19 protein-coding genes are annotated in these 17,129 nt (G+C 72.3%); 11 read left to right on the top strand and 8 right to left on the bottom strand.

From position 1 onward, the window contains the following. Positions 1–86 precede the first annotated feature (86 nt). The 7 genes from ACIBTU_RS35870 (at position 87) to ACIBTU_RS35840 (ending at position 6,671) form a co-directional block, all read left to right on the top strand. Positions 87–971: an SIS domain-containing protein gene (locus ACIBTU_RS35870; protein WP_399130888.1), complete on the top strand. Its 885-nt coding sequence runs from the start codon at positions 87–89 to the stop codon at positions 969–971. Between the two features lie 34 nt (positions 972–1,005). Next, positions 1,006–1,857, top strand: coding sequence for a ketose-bisphosphate aldolase (locus ACIBTU_RS35865; protein WP_399130887.1), 852 nt, complete (start codon positions 1,006–1,008; stop codon positions 1,855–1,857). Positions 1,858–1,999: 142 nt separating this feature from the next. After that, the gene (locus ACIBTU_RS35860) at positions 2,000–2,728 is read left to right on the top strand and encodes an amino acid ABC transporter ATP-binding protein (protein WP_399130918.1); all 729 of its coding nucleotides are present in this window, start codon (positions 2,000–2,002) and stop codon (positions 2,726–2,728) included. A 51-nt stretch (positions 2,729–2,779) separates the two neighbouring features. Further along, positions 2,780–3,616, top strand: coding sequence for a glutamate ABC transporter substrate-binding protein (locus tag ACIBTU_RS35855; protein WP_399130886.1), 837 nt, complete (start codon positions 2,780–2,782; stop codon positions 3,614–3,616). A 58-nt stretch (positions 3,617–3,674) separates the two neighbouring features. Further along, a complete protein-coding gene (locus ACIBTU_RS35850) occupies positions 3,675–4,343 on the top strand; it encodes an amino acid ABC transporter permease (protein WP_399130885.1) in 669 nt (222 codons plus the stop codon). Further along, entirely contained in the window at positions 4,340–5,287 is a 948-nt protein-coding gene (locus tag ACIBTU_RS35845; protein WP_399130884.1) for an amino acid ABC transporter permease, read from the top strand. The genes ACIBTU_RS35850 and ACIBTU_RS35845 overlap by 4 nt, the downstream gene beginning before the upstream one ends. Before the next feature lie 124 nt (positions 5,288–5,411). Next, entirely contained in the window at positions 5,412–6,671 is a 1,260-nt protein-coding gene (locus ACIBTU_RS35840; protein WP_399130917.1) for an ROK family protein, read from the top strand. Between the two features lie 4 nt (positions 6,672–6,675). Here ACIBTU_RS35840 and ACIBTU_RS35835 read toward each other — a convergent pair whose 3' ends face one another. The 4 genes from ACIBTU_RS35835 to ACIBTU_RS35820 all read right to left on the bottom strand — a co-directional run bounded on the left by ACIBTU_RS35835 (position 6,676) and on the right by ACIBTU_RS35820 (position 9,261). Beyond that, a complete protein-coding gene (locus ACIBTU_RS35835; protein WP_399130883.1) occupies positions 6,676–7,590 on the bottom strand; it encodes a phosphotriesterase in 915 nt (304 codons plus the stop codon). Continuing rightward, positions 7,584–8,168, bottom strand: a complete 585-nt coding sequence (locus ACIBTU_RS35830; RefSeq protein WP_399130882.1) for a DUF4865 family protein — start codon at positions 8,166–8,168, stop codon at positions 7,584–7,586. Before ACIBTU_RS35830 ends, ACIBTU_RS35835 begins: the two co-directional genes overlap by 7 nt. Before the next feature lie 67 nt (positions 8,169–8,235). Further along, on the bottom strand, positions 8,236–8,634 hold the full coding sequence (locus ACIBTU_RS35825; RefSeq protein WP_399130881.1) for a cupin domain-containing protein: 399 nt from the start codon (positions 8,632–8,634) through the stop codon (positions 8,236–8,238). A 57-nt stretch (positions 8,635–8,691) separates the two neighbouring features. Further along, positions 8,692–9,261: a TetR/AcrR family transcriptional regulator gene (locus ACIBTU_RS35820; protein WP_399130880.1), complete on the bottom strand. Its 570-nt coding sequence runs from the start codon at positions 9,259–9,261 to the stop codon at positions 8,692–8,694. Positions 9,262–9,442: 181 nt separating this feature from the next. On the opposite strand from ACIBTU_RS35820, the gene ACIBTU_RS35815 reads away from it, so the two are divergent. Genes ACIBTU_RS35815 through ACIBTU_RS35805 form a run of 3 tightly spaced genes read left to right on the top strand, consistent with a single transcriptional unit; the run spans position 9,443 to position 13,064 of the window. Continuing rightward, positions 9,443–9,739: an SHOCT domain-containing protein gene (locus ACIBTU_RS35815; protein ID WP_399130916.1), complete on the top strand. Its 297-nt coding sequence runs from the start codon at positions 9,443–9,445 to the stop codon at positions 9,737–9,739. Next, positions 9,736–10,506, top strand: coding sequence for an ABC transporter ATP-binding protein (locus tag ACIBTU_RS35810; RefSeq protein ID WP_399130879.1), 771 nt, complete (start codon positions 9,736–9,738; stop codon positions 10,504–10,506). The genes ACIBTU_RS35815 and ACIBTU_RS35810 overlap by 4 nt, the downstream gene beginning before the upstream one ends. Beyond that, a complete protein-coding gene (locus ACIBTU_RS35805; protein ID WP_399130878.1) occupies positions 10,503–13,064 on the top strand; it encodes an ABC transporter permease in 2,562 nt (853 codons plus the stop codon). The genes ACIBTU_RS35810 and ACIBTU_RS35805 overlap by 4 nt, the downstream gene beginning before the upstream one ends. A gap of 30 nt (positions 13,065–13,094) precedes the next feature. On the opposite strand, the gene ACIBTU_RS35800 is transcribed toward ACIBTU_RS35805, so the two are convergent. After that, positions 13,095–13,592, bottom strand: coding sequence for an ATP-binding protein (locus ACIBTU_RS35800; protein WP_399130877.1), 498 nt, complete (start codon positions 13,590–13,592; stop codon positions 13,095–13,097). A gap of 240 nt (positions 13,593–13,832) precedes the next feature. Next, complete coding sequence (locus tag ACIBTU_RS35795; RefSeq protein ID WP_399130876.1) at positions 13,833–14,171, bottom strand: hypothetical protein; 339 nt, start codon at positions 14,169–14,171, stop codon at positions 13,833–13,835. Between the two features lie 245 nt (positions 14,172–14,416). On the opposite strand from ACIBTU_RS35795, the gene ACIBTU_RS35790 reads away from it, so the two are divergent. Then, positions 14,417–15,559: a PLP-dependent cysteine synthase family protein gene (locus ACIBTU_RS35790; RefSeq protein ID WP_399130915.1), complete on the top strand. Its 1,143-nt coding sequence runs from the start codon at positions 14,417–14,419 to the stop codon at positions 15,557–15,559. 4 nt (positions 15,560–15,563) lie between these two features. Here ACIBTU_RS35790 and ACIBTU_RS35785 read toward each other — a convergent pair whose 3' ends face one another. Then, complete coding sequence (locus ACIBTU_RS35785; RefSeq protein ID WP_399130875.1) at positions 15,564–16,043, bottom strand: SRPBCC family protein; 480 nt, start codon at positions 16,041–16,043, stop codon at positions 15,564–15,566. Between the two features lie 90 nt (positions 16,044–16,133). Continuing rightward, complete coding sequence (locus ACIBTU_RS35780) at positions 16,134–16,961, bottom strand: DeoR/GlpR family DNA-binding transcription regulator (RefSeq protein ID WP_399130874.1); 828 nt, start codon at positions 16,959–16,961, stop codon at positions 16,134–16,136. Positions 16,962–17,129: the final 168 nt, after the last annotated feature.

The raw sequence follows: 17,129 nt of genomic DNA, 5'->3' as shown, positions 1-17,129 counted from the left end.
CTTGAAAGATAGCTATATCTTGCAGGAACAAGCAAGGGAATGTGTCGCGCTGTGTCAGCGCGCCGAACCGGGGAGTGGGGCACGGCATGAGCCATGTCGAGAACGAGCTGAACAGCCAGCCGGAGTGCTGGACGCGGGCCGCGGGCCTGGCCGCGCAGCACAAGGCGGCGCTGCCGCAGGCGGGGGAGCGGGTCGCGATCGTCGGCTGCGGCACCTCGTGGTTCATGGCCCAGGCCGCCGCCGTGCTGCGCGAGGAGTCCGGGCAGGGCGAGACCGACGCCTTCGCCGCCTCCGAGTTCCCGGCCGGGCGCCGCTACGACCGCGTCGTCGCGCTCACCCGCTCCGGCACCACCACCGAGGTCCTCGACCTGCTCGCCGCCCTCAAGGGCACGGTCCGTACCACCGCGATCACCGGCGACCCCGAGACCCCGATCCGCACCGCCGCCGACGACCTCGTCGTCCTCGACTTCGCCGACGAGCAGTCCGTCGTGCAGACCCGCTTCGCCACGACCGCGCTCACCCTGCTCCGCGCCCACCTGGGCCTGCACACCGAGCAGGCCGTCGCCGACGCCCGGACCGCGCTCGCCGAGCCGCTGCCCGAAGGCCTCGACGCCTGCGAGCAGTTCACCTTCCTCGGCCGCGGCTGGACCATCGGCCTCGCCAACGAGGCGGCGCTGAAGATGCGCGAGGCCTCCCTGTCCTGGACCGAGGCGTACCCCGCGATGGAGTACCGCCACGGCCCCATCAGCGTCACCACCGAGGGCACCGCCACCTGGATGCTCGGCGAGGCGCCCGAGGGCCTGGCCGAGCAGGTCGCCGGGACCGGCGCGCTCTGGGTCGAGGGCCGCCTCGACCCGCTGGCCGAACTGGTCCGCGCCCAGCGCCTCGCGGTCGCCGTCGCGGCCCGCCGCAATCTCGACCCCGACCAGCCGCGCCACCTCACGCGCTCCGTGATCCTCGACGCCAACTGACCCTCGCGTCACCGTACTTGAAAGGGGGCATCACGTGCCTCTCGCCACAACGGGGACACTCGTCGGCGCGGCGGCCGCCCGCCGCGGCGCGGTCGCCGCGTTCAACGTCATCACCCTGGAGCACGTCGAGGCCGTCGTCGCGGGGGCCGAGGCCGTCGAGGCCCCGGTGATCCTCCAGATCAGCGAGAACGCGGTGCGCTACCGCTACGGCCGGCTGCTGCCGCTGGCCCGCGCCGCCGCCGCAGTCGCCGAGTCCGCCGGCGTCGACGTCGCCCTCCACCTCGACCACGTGCAGAGCGACGAGCTGCTGCGCCAGGCCGCCGACGCCGGTTTCAGCTCCGTCATGTACGACGCGGCGAAGCTGCCCTACGACGAGAACCTGGCCGCGACCCGCGCCGCCGCCGACTGGGCCCACGCCAACGGCCTGTGGGTGGAGGCCGAGCTCGGCGAGGTCGGCGGCAAGGACGGGGCCGCGCCGCTCGACGCGCACGCCCCCGGCGCCCGCACCGATCCCGGCGAGGCCCGCTCCTTCGTCACCGACGCGGGCGTGGACGCGCTCGCCGTCGCGGTCGGCTCCTCGCACGCCATGACGACCCGCACCGCCGCCCTGGACCACGACCTGCTCAAGCGGCTGGCCGAGGGCCTCGACGTGCCGCTGGTCCTGCACGGCTCCTCCGGGGTCCCCGACACCGAGCTGGCCGAGGCCGTGCGCGGCGGCATCGCCAAGGTGAACGTGGGCACCGCGCTCAACATCGCGATGACCGGCGCCATCCGCGAGTTCCTCGCGGCGCACCCCGACGCGGTGGACTCCCGCAAGTACCTCTCGGTCGGGCGCGAGGCCATGATCCGCACGGTCAGCGACCTGATCATGGTGCTGCGCGGCTGACCCCCGCCGCGCTCCGCCCCGGTGCGCGGCTCCCCGCCCAGGCACGGCTCCGGCGTGCGGCTCCCCTGCGGGAGACGGACGATGAAGCCGTCGAGGGGAGCCAGCCGTGTCCCAGGAGATTCCCACCCCCGCCACGGGCGATCTGGTCGTACTGAGCCGTGTGAACAAGCACTACGGCGAGCTCCATGTCCTGCGGGACATCGACCTGACCGTCGCCCGTGGCGAGGTCGTCGTCGTGATCGGGCCGTCCGGGGGCGGGAAGTCCACGCTGTGCCGCGCCATCAACCGCCTGGAGACCATCGACTCCGGCGAGATCAGCATCGACGGCAGACCGCTGCCGGGTGAGGGCCGCGAGCTGGCCGCACTCCGTGCCGACGTGGGCATGGTCTTCCAGTCCTTCAACCTCTTCGCTCACAAGACCGTGCTCGGCAACGTGACGCTCGGCCAGGTCAAGGTCCGCAAGAAGGACAAGAAGGCCGCCGAGGAGCGGGCGCACCGGCTGCTCGAACGGGTGGGCGTCGCCTCCCAGGCGGACAAGTTCCCCGCGCAGCTCTCCGGCGGCCAGCAGCAGCGCGTCGCGATCGCCCGAGCCCTGGCCATGGACCCGAAGATCATGCTCTTCGACGAGCCGACCTCCGCCCTCGACCCCGAAATGATCAACGAGGTGCTCGAGGTGATGCGACAGCTCGCGCGGGACGGAATGACCATGGTCGTCGTCACCCACGAGATGGGGTTCGCCCGTTCGGCCGCCAACCGCGTGGTGTTCATGGCGGATGGCCAGATCATGGAGGAGGCGACGCCCGATCGGTTCTTCACCGAGCCGAGTAGCGACCGGGCCAGGGACTTCCTCTCGAAGATCCTTCACCACTGAACCCTTCCCCACGCCTCCCCACAGTTCCCCGAGCACTAGGGACGACCCCCCATGAAGCTTCACAAGGTCACCGCCACGGCCGCTGTCACGCTCGTGCTGTCCCTGACCGCCGTCGGTTGCGGATCCTCCGGCGACACCGAGATGAGCAGCAGCAGCGGCAAGAAGATCACCATCGGCATCAAGTTCGACCAGCCGGGCATCGGCCTGAAGACCCCGGACGGCAAGTACACGGGCTTCGACGTCGACGTGGCGACCTACGTCGCCAAGCAGCTGGGCCACAGCGCCGGCGACATCGAGTGGAAGGAGGCCAAGAGCGCCGACCGCGAGTCGCTGCTCCAGCGCGGCGACGTCGACTTCATCGCGGCCTCGTACTCGATCACCCCCGAGCGCGCCAAGAAGGTCGACTTCGCCGGCCCCTACCTCCTCGCGCACCAGGACGTCCTGATCCGGGAGGACGACAACTCCATCAAGAAGCCGTCCGACCTGAACAACAAGAAGCTCTGCTCGGTCACCGGCTCCACCTCGGCGCAGAACGTCAAGGACCGGATCGCGCCGAAGGCCCAACTCCAGGAGTACGGCGGGTACTCGGAGTGCCTGACCGGTCTGGAGAACGGGGTCATCGACGCCCTGACCACCGACAACTCGATCCTCGCCGGCTACGCCGCGCAACCCGAGTTCAAGGGCAAGTTCAAGCTCGGCGGCTTCAAGATGAGCAACGAGAACTACGGCATCGGTGTCCAGAAGGGCAGCGATCTCAAGCCGAAGATCAACAAGGCCCTGGAAGAGATGGTCAAGGACGGCTCCTGGGCCGCGGCCGTGAAGAAGAACTTCGGCCCGGCGAACTTCAAGAGCGGGCCCGCGCCCAAGATCGGCGTCGTCGTCAGCTGAAGCCGGCGGCACACGGAGCGCGCGACGGCAGCCGACTCAAGAGGAAGGCGGGGAGCCCGTGTTCGACTTTCTTGAGGGCTACAACGTGCTCGGGGCGTTCTGGGTGACCGTACAGCTCACCTTCTACGCCGCCGTCGGCGCCCTGATCTGGGGCACCGTGCTGGCCGCCATGCGCGTCAGCCCGGTGCCCCTGATGCGGGGCTTCGGCACCGCCTACGTCAACGTGGTCCGGAACATCCCGCTCACCGTGATCATCGTCTTCACCTCGCTCGGCCTGTTCCAGACGCTCGGTGTCACGCTCGGTGCCGGCGGCGACTTCAAGACGATCAACTTCCGGCTCGCCGTGCTCGGGCTCATCGCGTACACCGCGTCGTTCGTCTGCGAGGCGCTGCGGTCCGGCATCAACACCGTGCCGGTCGGCCAGGTGGAGGCGGCGCGCGCCGTCGGCCTCAACTTCCGGCAGGTCCTCGGCCTCATCGTCCTTCCGCAGGCCTTCCGATCCGTCGTGGGGCCCCTGGCGAACGTACTGATCGCGCTGACCAAGAACACCACGGTGGCCGCCGCGATCGGTGTCGCCGAAGCCGCGGCGCTGATGCGGGTGATGATCGAGAACGAGGCCCAGCTCATCCTCATCTCCGTCATCTTCGCGTTCGGATTCATCTGCCTCACCCTGCCGACCGGCCTGTTCCTCGGCTGGGTGGGCAAGAAGGTCTCGGTCAAGCGGTGAGCGAGTCCACGCGCCTGTACGACGCCCCGGGGCCGCGCGCCCGACGGCAGAACGTCCTGCTCACCGTGGTGTTCCTCATCGCGCTCGCCGCCGTCGTGTGGTGGGTGGTCCAGAGCCTCGCCGACAAGAACCAGCTCGAGTGGGCCAAGTGGCGGCCGTTCTTCACGGACTCCCGGGCCTGGCAGACCTTCCTCCTGCCAGGGCTGAAGAACACGCTCGTCGCCGCCGCGCTCGCCATGGTCATCGCGCTGCCGCTCGGCGCTCTCTTCGGCGTCGCCCGGCTCTCCGACCACTGGTGGGTGCGGGGTGGGGCCGGCACCGTCGTGGAGTTCTTCCGCGCCATCCCGGTGCTGATCCTGATGCTCTTCGCGAACGCGGCGTACTCCGAGTTCACCGGCGTCAGTTCCGACAGCCGGCCGCTGTACGCCGTGGTCACCGGCCTCGTCCTCTACAACGCCTCCGTGCTCGCCGAGATCGTGCGGGCCGGCATCCTCTCCCTGCCCCGGGGCCAGACCGACGCGGCCAAGGCGATCGGCATGCGCAAGAGCCAGGTCATGCGCCATGTGCTGCTGCCGCAGTCGGTCACCGCGATGCTGCCGGCGATCGTCAGCCAGCTGGTGGTCATTGTGAAGGACACCGCGCTGGGCGGCGCGATGCTCGGCTTCTCCGAGCTGCTCGCGTCGGTCCGCCCGATGAGCGCGAACTACGGGGCGAACACCATCGCCAGCTTCACCGTGGTCGCGGTGATCTTCGTCGTGCTGAACTTCACGCTCACCACCTTCGCCGGTTGGCTCGAAGCCAGACTCAGGCGCGGCAAGCGGTCCACGGGCGCGGTGGTCGGCGCGGCGGCGGTCGAGGAGCTGGCCACACCCGGCGAGCACGTGGGCCACGACGATCTCGGCGGACCCGGCGGACCCGGATCAGGTGGCGCCTCCGGCGCATGACGACCGGGTCCCCGATCAACCCCGCTGTACGGCAGCCCCCTGGGCGCCCTGAGCGGCCGTCCCACCCTCACCCTCCGGGTGAGCGGCTACGATGCCTGACGGTGATCACGGCGAGGAGTTGCTGATGGGCGGCAGGGCGGCCTCCGGAAACGGGGGCCCTACGACGGGCGACGGTGCCGTACGCACACCGCGCCTGGAGCGGGGGCGCAGCGCGCTCGGCCCCGCACTCGAACTCGTCCACACCGGACGCGCCCCGACCCGCGCCGTCCTCACCTCCGAGCTCGGCGTGACCCGCGCCACCGCGGGCGCCGTGGCCGCCGAACTGGAGGCGCTCGGCCTCATCCGGATCGACGCGCGCCCCAGCGCCGCCGCCGGTGCCCAGGGCCGGCCCTCGCACCGCCTCTCCCTCGCCGACGACGGGCCCGTCGCGCTCGCCGCGCAGGTCCACTCCGACGGCTACCGCGCGGCGCTCGTCGCGCTCGGCGGCCGCATCGTCGCCAGCGCCCCCGGCCGCGAGATCATCGACCCCGACCCGGCGAAGGTCCTGCGCTCCGTCGTGGAGACCGGCGTCCGGCTCCTGGAGGAGACCGGCCGGCGCTGCGTCGGCGCGGGACTCGCCGTGCCGTCCGCCGTCGCCGAGCCCGAGGGCACCGCCCTCAACCCCCTGCACCTCGCCTGGCCCGCCGGCTCCCCGGTCCGCGAGATCTTCGCCGACCGGGTGCGCGAGGCCGGGCTCGACGGGCCCGCCTTCGCCGCGAACGACGTCAACCTGGGCGCGCTCGCCGAGCACCGGCACGGCGCCGGGCGCGGCGCCCGCGACCTCCTGTGCGTCGCCACCGGGCACCGCGGTGTCGGCGGCGCCCTCGTCCTCGACGGCCGTCTGCACACCGGGAGTTCGGGACTCGCCCTGGAGGTCGGCCACCTCACCGTGAACGCCGAGGGCCACCCCTGTCACTGCGGCAGCCGCGGCTGCCTCGACGTCGAGACCGACCCGCTCGCCCTGCTCACGGCAGCCGGCCGCGTCCCCGACCCGAACGGTTCGCTGCTCACCCAGGCCCGCGAGCTGATCTGCACGGAGAAGGACGACCCCGCGGTCCGCGCGGCCACCGAGGCGCTCATCGACCGCCTCGGTCTCGGCCTCGCCGGGCTGGTCAACATCCTCAACCCCGACCGGATCATCCTCGGCGGCCTGCACCGCTCGCTGCTCGACGCCGACCCCGAGCGGCTGCGTGCCGTCGTCGCCGACCGCAGCCTGTGGGGCCGCAGCGGCGGCGTCCCGATCCTGGCCTGCACCCTCGACCACAACAGCCTGGTCGGCGCGGCCGAACTCGCCTGGCAGCCCGTCCTCGACGACCCGCTCGGGGCGCTCACCGCACAGGGCTGAGCGCTCACGCCCAGTCGACGGCGAACGCACGGGCCGGATTGGCGACGAGCACCCGCTCCAGTCCGTCCTCGCCGAGCGCCGTCTCCAGCCGGGGCCGCACCCGCCGCAGCAGATACGGCATCCCCGGGCCGCCGCTCACCGACCGGGCGCCCGCCGTCGTCGTGTCCCCGCCGAGCAGCAGCCGGTCCGCGTACCCGGCGTCGGCCAGCGCCGCCATCGCCTCCGGCATCCGCCAGTCCGTCGCGTGATGGGCGCGCGACGGGCCGTCGAAGGCCAGATAGGCGCCCGAGCGGGCGGCCTCCGCCTGGAGCACGAGGTCGGGGGAGCGGTTGAGGTGCCCGAGGATCACCCGGTGCGCCGGGACCTCGAACTCCCCGCACAGCACGTCCAGCACGTCCAGCGCGCCCGTCCCCATCTCGTGGTGGACCGCGATCGGCGCCCCCGTCGCGTGATGCGCCTCGGCGGCGGCCGACATGGTCCACCGGGCGTGCGCGTCGAGCGCGTGGAAGCCGCCCGCGACCTTGATCAGGCCCGCCCGCACCCCGCTGTCCCCGATGCCCTCGGTGAGCTCGCGCACGAAGAGCGCGGCCAGGTCGGAGCGCCCGGCATCCAGCAACTCCGGTGCGTAGTGCGCCGCTTGGTGCATCCCCGTCGCGGCGACGATGTGCACCCCCGTGGCCGCCGACAGCGCCGGCAGCTCCTCGGCGCGGCGGCCTAGCCCGTACGGCGTCCACTGCACGACGGTCCCGCCGCCGACCGCCGCGAACGCCGCCAGCTCCTCCCGCGCGAGGCCGCTGTCGTCGAGCTCCTGCCCCTTCAGCAGCGGGCTGCGGAAGAAGAGATGGTCGTGCGCGTCCACGACCCCGAGCAGCCCCGGATCCAGGTCACCGCGCACACCGCGGACGGCCGCGCTCACCACTGCCGCCCCGGCTTCAGCCCGTCCCGCTCCGGCTCGGACAGATGCAGGACCTGGAAGACCTCGCCCCCGGCGGCGGGCGCCGGATCCGACCACACCGAGAAGACGCACCGCTCCCAGGTGCGCGGATCCACCGCGCCCGCCGCGAACACCACGCCCTCGGACGCGGCGAGTTCGGTCACCTCACGCTCCAAGTCCGGTACCAGCAGCTCCAGTTCGGTACCCTCGGCGATCGGTGTCCGGCGGCGCACCGCCGTCCGCGCCGGTGCGCCGCCCGCGCGCCCCGGCTCGTACGTCACGCCCAACCAGTGCTGCACCACCGGACGGCCGAAGTCGGCGGCGAGACCGCGGAATCCGGGGCCCCAGAGAAAGCTGTTCATGCCCTCGGCGGTGGCCCACAGGTAGAAGGGCGCGTACTGGTTCACGGGCGAGCCGGCGACGCCGCGCTCCCGCATCAGATACGCCTTCGCGGCCAGCCCCGGGAAGTCGTCCAGCAGATGCCCCTTCGTGGCGACCCGCTCCCGGATCACGTCCATGTCGTAGTCGGCGGGCAGAGTGATCTCGTACTGCAACGCGTGCACGGGGATTCCTCTCGGGCGTCTCGGGCGTCTCGGGCGTCTCGGGCGTCTCGGGCGTCTCAGGCGTCTCTCAGGCGTCCGGGTAGGCGGCGGGGCCGACGTGCTCGCCCCAGCACACGGTCGTGCCGTCCTCGGCGGCCTCGACCGTGGCCAGATGGGTCATGGAGGTGTGAGGGCCCGCGCCGTGCCAGTGCCGCTCGCCCGGTTCGATCCACACCGAGTCGCCCGGCCGGATCACCTCCACCGCGCCGCCCTCGCGCTGCACCCGGCCCTCGCCCGCCGTCACGTGCAGCACCTGACCGTGCGGGTGGGTGTGCCAGGCGGTGTGCGCGCCGGGCGCGAAGTGCACGTTGAACATCCGCAGGCGGGACGGCGGTCCGGGCGCGGCGACCGGTTCGAGCCGGACGGTGCCGGTGAAGTGTTCGGCCGGACCCTGCTGGGACGCGGTGCCGGTGCGCGTGATCTGCACGGGGAAAGTCCTCACTCGTATGAAGGGGAACTCATCAGGAGGGAAAGCGGAGTTGAATCAGGGCGCGAGCAGGGAGAGCAGGCCGCGTACGGCGGCGTCGAAGGCCTCCGTCGTGCCCGAGGCGCGGGCCAGCACATAGCCGCCCTGCACCGTAGCGAGGACCGTCGCCGCGATCTCGGCCGGTACGACGCGCGCCGCGAACTCCCCGCTGTCCACGCCCTCTTGGACGATCGCGGCGAGCCGGCCCTCGATGTACGCGATCGTCTCGTCGACCGGGGCGCGCAGCTCCGGGTCGGCGATCACGTCCGGGTCCATCGTCAGCCGGCCCACGGGGCAGCCGCGCAGCACGTCGCGCTCGCGCAGCAGGTACGCCTCGATGCGGCCGTACGCCGTGGTGTCCGCGTCGAGCAGCCGGTCCACGGCCGTGCGCAACTCCTCGCCGGTGCGCCGGATCGCGGCCAGGGCCAGGTCCTGCTTGCCGGTGAAGTGGTGGTACATGCTGCCCTGGCCGACGCCCGCGCGCTGCAGGATCGCCTTCGGGCTCGTCCCCACGTAACCGCGCTCCCACAGCAGCTCGCGCGTCGCCTCCACGAGGCGTTCCTGAGTGCTCATGCCCTCACTGTACATACTAGTAGTTACAGAATCGAGGGGGTCGGGACCGAAGCCGGGGGAGCAGGCGCCCGTGGCCCCCGTACTCCCGTGGTGGTACGCGCACTGCCGCCGGCCGCACGACGACTCGGACCCCCCTGCGGCGGGACGCTCGAGGTGTCGGAGAAACCGGCAGCAATCCCCTCGGGAGATGAGTCAGATGCAGACCCTGGCGTACTTCGGCGGTGACGGGCCCGGCCCGTGGATCCTGTTCTTCCCGCTGATCTGGGCGGCCGTCGTGATCGGTGTCGTGACCCTGCTGCGCCGCACCGTGTGGCGCGGCCGCCGCGGGCCCTGGAACCAGGGGCCGCAGGCGCGCACCGACGAGACCTCGCCGATCACCGTGCTCGGGCGGCGCTTCGCCGCCGGTGAGATCGACGAGGACGAGTACTGGCGGCGCCTGAGCGTCCTCGACGAGGAGTTCGGCCGGCACGGCACGAAGGGCGGTGCGGCATGACCACCACGACGCTCACCCACACCGCGGCGCGCGTCGAGAACGCCGTCAAGGTGTACGGCTCCGGCGACACCGCCGTCCGTGCCCTCGACGGCGTGACCGTCGGATTCCGCGCCGGACGCTTCACCGCGATCATGGGGCCCTCGGGCTCCGGCAAGTCGACCCTGATGCACTGCGCGGCCGGGCTCGACACCCTCACCGAGGGCTCCGCCCACATCGGCGACACCGAGCTGAGCGCCCTCGACGACCGACGGCTCACGCTGCTGCGCCGCGACCGGATCGGCTTCGTCTTCCAGGCCTTCAACCTGGTGCCGACCCTCACCGTCGCCGAGAACATCACCCTGCCGACCGACCTGGCCGGACGCCGGCCCGACACGGAATGGCTGGACGCGCTCATCGACGTCGTGGGACTGCGCGACCGGCTGCACCACCGGCCCGCCGAACTCTCCGGCGGCCAGCAGCAGCGCGTCGCCGTGGCCCGGGCCTTCGCCGGCCGGCCCGAGGTCGTGTTCGCCGACGAACCCACCGGCAACCTCGACTCCCGCTCCGGCGAGGAGGTCCTCGGGCTGCTCGGCGACACCGTGCGGCAGACCGGCCGCACCGTTGTCATGGTCACCCACGACCCGGTCGCCGCCGCCCACGCCGACGAGGTCGTCTTTCTCGCCGACGGCCGCCTCGTCGACCGCATGGAACAGCCCACCGCCGACAAGGTCCTCGACCGCATGAAGGCCTTCGACACCGCCGCGTCCCGGCCGGGAGGCCCGTCATGAACGCCTCGGCACGCCTCAGCCTCAACTCCCTGCGCGCCCACAAACGCCGCTTCGCCGGTACGTTCATGGCGGTCCTGCTCGGCGTCGCGTTCCTCGCCGGCACCCTCGTCATGGGCGACACGCTGCGCGCCAGTTTCGACTCCCTGTTCGCGGGCGCCACCAGCGGCACCGACGCCGTCGTGCGCAGCGCCGACGCCATCACCACGCCCGGCGAGGCCCAGGGCACCCGGCAGCCGGTGCCCGCCGCGCTCGCCGACGACCTCGCCGACGCGCCCGGCGTCGCCGCCGCAGTCCCCGACATCCAGGGCGCGGGCCAGCTCGTCGGTGCGAACGGCAAGCCCATCGGCGGCCAGGGACCGCCCACCCTCGCCGGGAACTGGATCGCCGACCCCGAGCTCAACCCGTACCGGCTCGCCGAGGGCCGCGCCCCGCAGAAGACCGGCGAGGTCGTCGTGAACCGGGGCGCCGCCGACAAGGGCGGCCTGAAGATCGGCGACACCACCACCCTGCGCACGCCCGACCCGGTGCGCGTCACCGTCGTGGGCCTCGCCACCTTCGGCGGCGAGGACGGCATGGCCCAGGTGACCTTCACCGGCATGACCCGCGCCGACGCCGAGAAGTACCTCACCGCGAAGCCCGGCGAGGCCGCGTCCGTGCAGGTCCGCGCGGAGCCCGGGGTCAGTCAGCGGCAGCTCGTCGACGACCTGCGCCCCGAACTGCCGCGCGGCGTCGAGGCGATCACCGGACAGGCCTCGGCGCAGGAGAACACGGACATGATCTCCGGCCAGTTCCTGACCCTGTTCACCACCTTCCTGCTCGTCTTCTCCGGCATCGCGCTGCTCGTCGCCACCTTCTCGATCCACAACACCTTCGCGATCGTCGTGGCCCAGCGCACCCGCGAGAACGCCCTGCTGAGGGCGCTCGGCGCCGCACGCCGCCAGGTCACCTCGATGACGCTCATCGAGGCCGGCGCCGTGGCCGTCGTCGCCTCCGCCGCGGGGCTCGCGGGCGGCATCGGCATCGCGGCCGGACTCCAGGCACTGTTCCCCGCCATCGGATTCCCGTTCCCCGACGGGGCGTTGGTGATCAGCACGCTGTCCATGCTGCTGCCCCTGGCCGTCGGCATCCTCGTCTGCCTCGGCTCCGCGCTCGTGCCCGCCCTCAAGGCCGGCCGCACCGCGCCGCTCGCCGCGCTCCGCGAGACCTCCGTCGACGACTCCGGCGCCTCCCGCGCCCGCGCCGTCACCGGCATCGCGCTCGGCGTGATCGCACTCGCCACCGCGCTCGTCGGCGTCCTCGCCACCCCGTCGCTGACCCTCGCCGCCGTCGGCGCGGTCCTCGCCCTCGCGTCGTTCGTCGTGCTCGGCCCGGTCGCCTCGACCTCGGCGGTCCGCGTTCTCGGCAGCCCGCTCGCCCGGCTGCGCGGCGTCACCGGCGCCCTCGCTCGCCGCAACGCGCTGCGCAGCCCGAAGCGCACCGCCGCCACCGCGAGCGCGCTCATGATCGGCGTCGCAGTCGTCTCCCTGTTCACCGTCTTCGGCGCCTCGCTGAAGGCGACCATGAACCAGACGGTCGACCGCTCCTTCGCCGGTGACGTCGCCGTGTCCGCCCCCTCCTTCGGCGCCGGCGGCAGCGGCCTCAGCCCGAAGCTCGCCCCCGCACTCGCGCAGGTGCCCGAGGTGGACACCGCCGTCGGGCTCGGCAAGGGCGTCGCCAAGGTGGACGGCGCGGGCCGCGCCCTGACCGTCACCGACCCGGTCGCCCTCGCCCGCTCCTTCGACCTCGGCAGCGTCCAGGGCTCCCTGGACCACCTCGGCACGCACGGCATCGCGATCACCCGCGACGAGGCCGACCGGCAGCACCTCGCCGTCGGCGACACCGCCCGCGTCACGTTCACGGACGGCACCACCACGCCCTTCACGGTCCGCGCCGTCTACGGGCAGTCCGAACTCGCGGGCGACTACGTCATCACGCGCCAGGCATGGGCCCCGCACCGCGTCCAGGACTCCGACACGCTCGTCTCCGTCACCTTCAAGGACGGCGTGAGCACCGCCGACGGCAAGGCGGCGGTGGAGAAGGTCGCCCAGCGGTACGGCAACCCCGACGTGCAGACCCGCGACGCCTACGCACAGTCCTCGGCGGGCGGCATCGACATGATGCTGACCCTGGTCTACGCGCTGCTGGCCCTGGCCGTGCTCATCGCCCTGCTCGGCATCGCCAACACGCTGACCCTCGCCGTGCACGAACGCACGCGCGAGCTCGGCCTGCTGCGGGCCGTCGGCCAGACCCGGTCCCAGCTGCGGGCCATGGTCCGCTGGGAGTCGGTGCTCGTCGCCGCCTTCGGCACCGCGGGCGGCATCGTGCTCGGCGGCTTCCTCGGCTGGGTCCTCGTGAAGGCCTCCGACGCGGCGAGCGACAGCGCGTTCGCCTTCGCGCTGCCGCCCGTGCAACTCGTCGTCGTGGCCCTCGTCGGGCTCGCCGCCGGCGCCCTCGCGGGACTGCGCCCGGCCCGCAGGGCGGCACGGCTCGACGTGCTGCGTGCCATCGCGACGGAGTGAGACCTCCGCCGGTGGAGGATCACCGCCCGGTCAGCCTGCGACGGCGGACCGGGCGGGAGTCTGTAAGGGAGCCTCGGCGCTGCGCATCGCCGCTGTCCGGTACACCGGGTACGGGGCCACGGCCGCCGTCGCCGCGGGGGCCGGCAGCGCGAACCACACGACCTTCCCCTCGACGCCGTGCCGGTGCGCGCCCCAGCTCTCGCTGACCGCCGCGACCATGGCGAGGCCGCGCCCGCAGGTGGCGAACGTCTCGGCGTCCCGTACCTCGGGCAGCCGGGGATCCTGGTCGTGCACCGAGACCGTCAGCCGCTCGCTGAGCAGCTCGATCTCCACGGTGCATTGCTTGTCCGGCCCCGCGTGCCGGTGGACGTTGGTCAGCAGCTCGGTCACCCCGAGCACCGCCAGGTCGATCAACGGCTCGAGATGCCAGTGGCGCAACTGCGCCGAAACGATGGACCGGACATGTCCGATCCGCGACGGCAGGGCCTGGAGCTCCACCGTGCAATGCCTGCTCGGCTGGCTGATCACGACTGCCTCCCCGAATGAGTCCGGAAGACCGAATGAGTCCGGAAGAAGACGAGAACGGATCGAGCGGAGCGACCACACCGTGCCGGAACCGCCCGCTGCATGTCCGGCGGGCTGGTTCGCAGCGTCATCGCCGGTAAACCCTGAGTAGTGATGTGAGACCAGCGTGACTCAGGGGGCGTGTGCGTGCAACTCCGGCGGGTGACCGTGCCGGTGGAGGGGAGAACGGGGGCGGGGCAGGTCTCAGCCGGAGCGGCCCGTCGCCCTGCGGACCGCCTCGATGAAGCGCCGCGCCGCGTGCGGCCCCGCGCCGCCGCCCAGGTCACCGCTCGGATCGTCGCCCTGGGCGCCGAGCCGCAGCAGGTAGCGCCGGCCGTCGACCTCGGCCGTGGCACGGTCGTCGGACCCGAACCAGGGCTTGCCCGCGCGGACTTCACCGATCGGCGCGCTGTCGATCTCGCGCCCGTAACTCGTCAGGAGCTCGAGTCTGCCGCCCCTGATCCGGACCTGTCCCGCCCGGGTCAGCGAGCGCAGCCGCCGCCCGATCCGTACGCCCGTGGCCGTGAACTCCGGTTCCGTCATGCCGCTCGCCCCCTTGGCCGTGTCCGTCGCGTCCGTCGTGTTTGTCGTGTCTGCCGTGTCCTGTGCGGGTGCGCCGTGCCGTGCAGTCTGCACGTGCCCGGCCCGCAGTACCAGTATGCCCACTCCACCAGGCCTTGCTTTGAGCTGCCCAAAGCAGTGTTTATGCAGGTGAGAAGCGTGTGGAAGGTGTCTATCATCGGGGGCGGACGCTCGGGACGATGCGAAGGAGCCGCGCGGTGAGCACGATGCAGCAGGGCCGTTCTCAAGACGAGGGCCCGGCCGGCGGGCCGATGCCGACACTCGACGTCGACCACACCGACCCGGACTACCGCGCCTGGCTCAAAGAAGCCGTACGCAAGGTGCAGGCGGACAGCAACCGCTCGGCCGACACCCACCTCCTGCGCTTCCCGCTCCCCGAGCACTGGGGCATCGACCTCTACCTCAAGGACGAGTCCACCCACCCCACCGGCAGCCTCAAGCACCGGCTGGCCCGCTCGCTGTTCCTCTACGGCCTGTGCAACGGCTGGATCCGGCCCGGCCGCCCGGTCATCGAGGCGTCCAGCGGCTCGACGGCCGTCTCCGAGGCCTACTTCGCGAAGCTGATCGGAGTCCCCTTCATCGCGGTGATGCCGCGTACGACGAGCGCCGAGAAGATCCGGCTGATCGAATTCCACGGCGGCCAGTGCCACTTCGTCGACGACTCCCGCACCATGTACGAGGAGTCGGCGGCCCTCGCGGCCCGCACGGGCGGCCACTACATGGACCAGTTCACCTACGCGGAGCGGGCCACCGACTGGCGCGGCAACAACAACATCGCGGAGTCGATCTACCGGCAGATGGAGCTGGAACGCTACCCCTGTCCGACCTGGATCGTCGCCACCGCCGGCACCGGAGGCACCTCCGCGACCCTCGCCCGCTACGTCCACTACATGCAGCACGACACCCGCATCTGCGTCGCCGACCCGGAGAACTCCTGCTTCTTCGAGGGCTGGACGACGGACAACGCGGACGCGCGCAGCGACTGCGGCTCCCGCATCGAGGGCATCGGACGGCCCCGCATGGAGCCGAGCTTCGTGCCCGGCGCCATCGACCGCATGATGAAGGTCCCCGACGCCGCCAGCGTCGCCGCGGTCCGCGCGCTCGAGCACGCCATCGGCCGCAAGGCGGGCGGTTCCACCGGCACCGGCCTGTGGAGCGCCCTGAAGATCGTCGCCGAGATGGTGGCCGAGGGCCGCAAGGGCAGCGTCGTCACCCTGCTGTGCGACCCGGGCGACCGCTACCTGGACAAGTACTACTCCGACACCTGGCTCGCCGAACAGGGCCTGGACATCGGCCCGTACGCCGAGGCCATCGACCTGCTCCTGGAGACGGGCAACTGGCCCGGGTGACGTTCTAAGCCGTGGCGGAGGCGAGGCGGCGCTCCAGGGCGCCGACCGCGTCGCGGAACGCGCGGCCGAGCCCGGCCCGCGCCGCCTTGAGGCCTATACGGAACGGGGCGGCGCCGTCCGCCGCGAACGTCCACTGCACCCGCGAACCCCCGGGCACCGCGACGATCCGCCACTCCTCCAACAGGGCCCGCACCCCCGGCGCGTTCGTCTCGTCCACCCGGTACGCGTAGACCTCGTCGGGCTCCGCGGCCACCACCGTCTCCACGAAACGCGTGCCGCCCTTGAGCCGCACCTCGCGCCGCGCCCCGCCGTCCAGCGACCGGGCCGAGGTCACCGCCGAGAACCACTGGGGCCAGCCGGAGACATCCTCCGCCAGCGCCCGGTACACGGCGCCGGGCGGCGCGGACACCTCACGCGCGAAGACCAGACGCAGCGGCGCGGTCTCCACGAAGTCCGGGCCGACGGGCAGCAGACGACGTGCCATGAACGTTCAGCTCCCACAGAGGACGACGGCTCGACAGGCTTGCGCGACACACCCGGTGACCGGGCTCGCGCCACCATAGCGGCCGCACCGTCAGTTGTCTGTACCGCTCTCCGGCTCACCCGCGACGACCAGCCGCATGTGCTCGGAGACCTCCGCACGCGCCTCCGGAGCCAGCCCGCGGTCCGTGACCAGCGTGTCGACCTGGTCCAGCGCGGCGAACGAACTCAGACCCACCGTCCCCCACTTGGTGTGGTCCGCGACCACCACGACCCGGCGCGCGGACTGCACCAGCCGCCTGTTCGTCTCCGCCTCCGCCAGGTTCGGCGTCGACAGGCCCGCCCGCGGACTGATCCCGTGCACGCCGAGGAACAGCACGTCGAAGTGGAGCGCCGCGATCGCCTGGTCCGCGACCGGCCCCACCAGTGAGTCCGACGGCGTGCGCACCCCGCCCGTCAGCACCACCGTCGCCGCCCCCGGCCGGCTGCCCGCGCTGCGCTGCGCGGTGTGGAACACGTCGGCCACCCGCACCGAGTTGGTCACCACGGTCAGGTCCGGCACGTCGAGCAGGTGCTGCGCCAGCGCGTACGTCGTCGTCCCGCCGGAGAGGGCGATCGCGGTGCCGGGCGCGGCCAGCGCCGCCGCCGCCCGCGCGATGTCCTCCTTGGCGCTCAGCTCCAGGCCCGACTTCGCCTCGAAACCCGGCTCGTGGGTGCTCGCGTCGACGACCGGGACCGCCCCGCCGTGCACCTTCTCCAGGACGCCCTGACGGGCCAGCGCGTCCAGATCGCGGCGCACCGTCATGTCGGACACGCCGAGCTGCCTGGTCAGTTCGTTGACCCGGACGCCGCCGCGACGGCGGACCTCGTCGAGGATCAGGGTGCGGCGCTGCTCCGCGAGCAGGTTCTGATTCTCGCTCACGTCCCGTCGGGTCCCTTCGCCTCGTCACACCGGTCGCACCGTCGTCGTCCACGGCCTGTTCGTCATCCTCGCACGTGGCACCGACACCGGTGGCACCACCTGTGCAACGCCCGAAGACCACGAGGGTGACAGGTCGGGGAGATTCGGTGACGAGGGGTACGCACACAA

The organism is Streptomyces sp. NPDC050145, assembly GCF_044460245.1.
Classification (GTDB): domain Bacteria; phylum Actinomycetota; class Actinomycetes; order Streptomycetales; family Streptomycetaceae; genus Streptomyces.
Note: the sequence above shows the minus strand (reverse complement) of the source record. Positions and strands in the feature narration are given on the sequence as shown.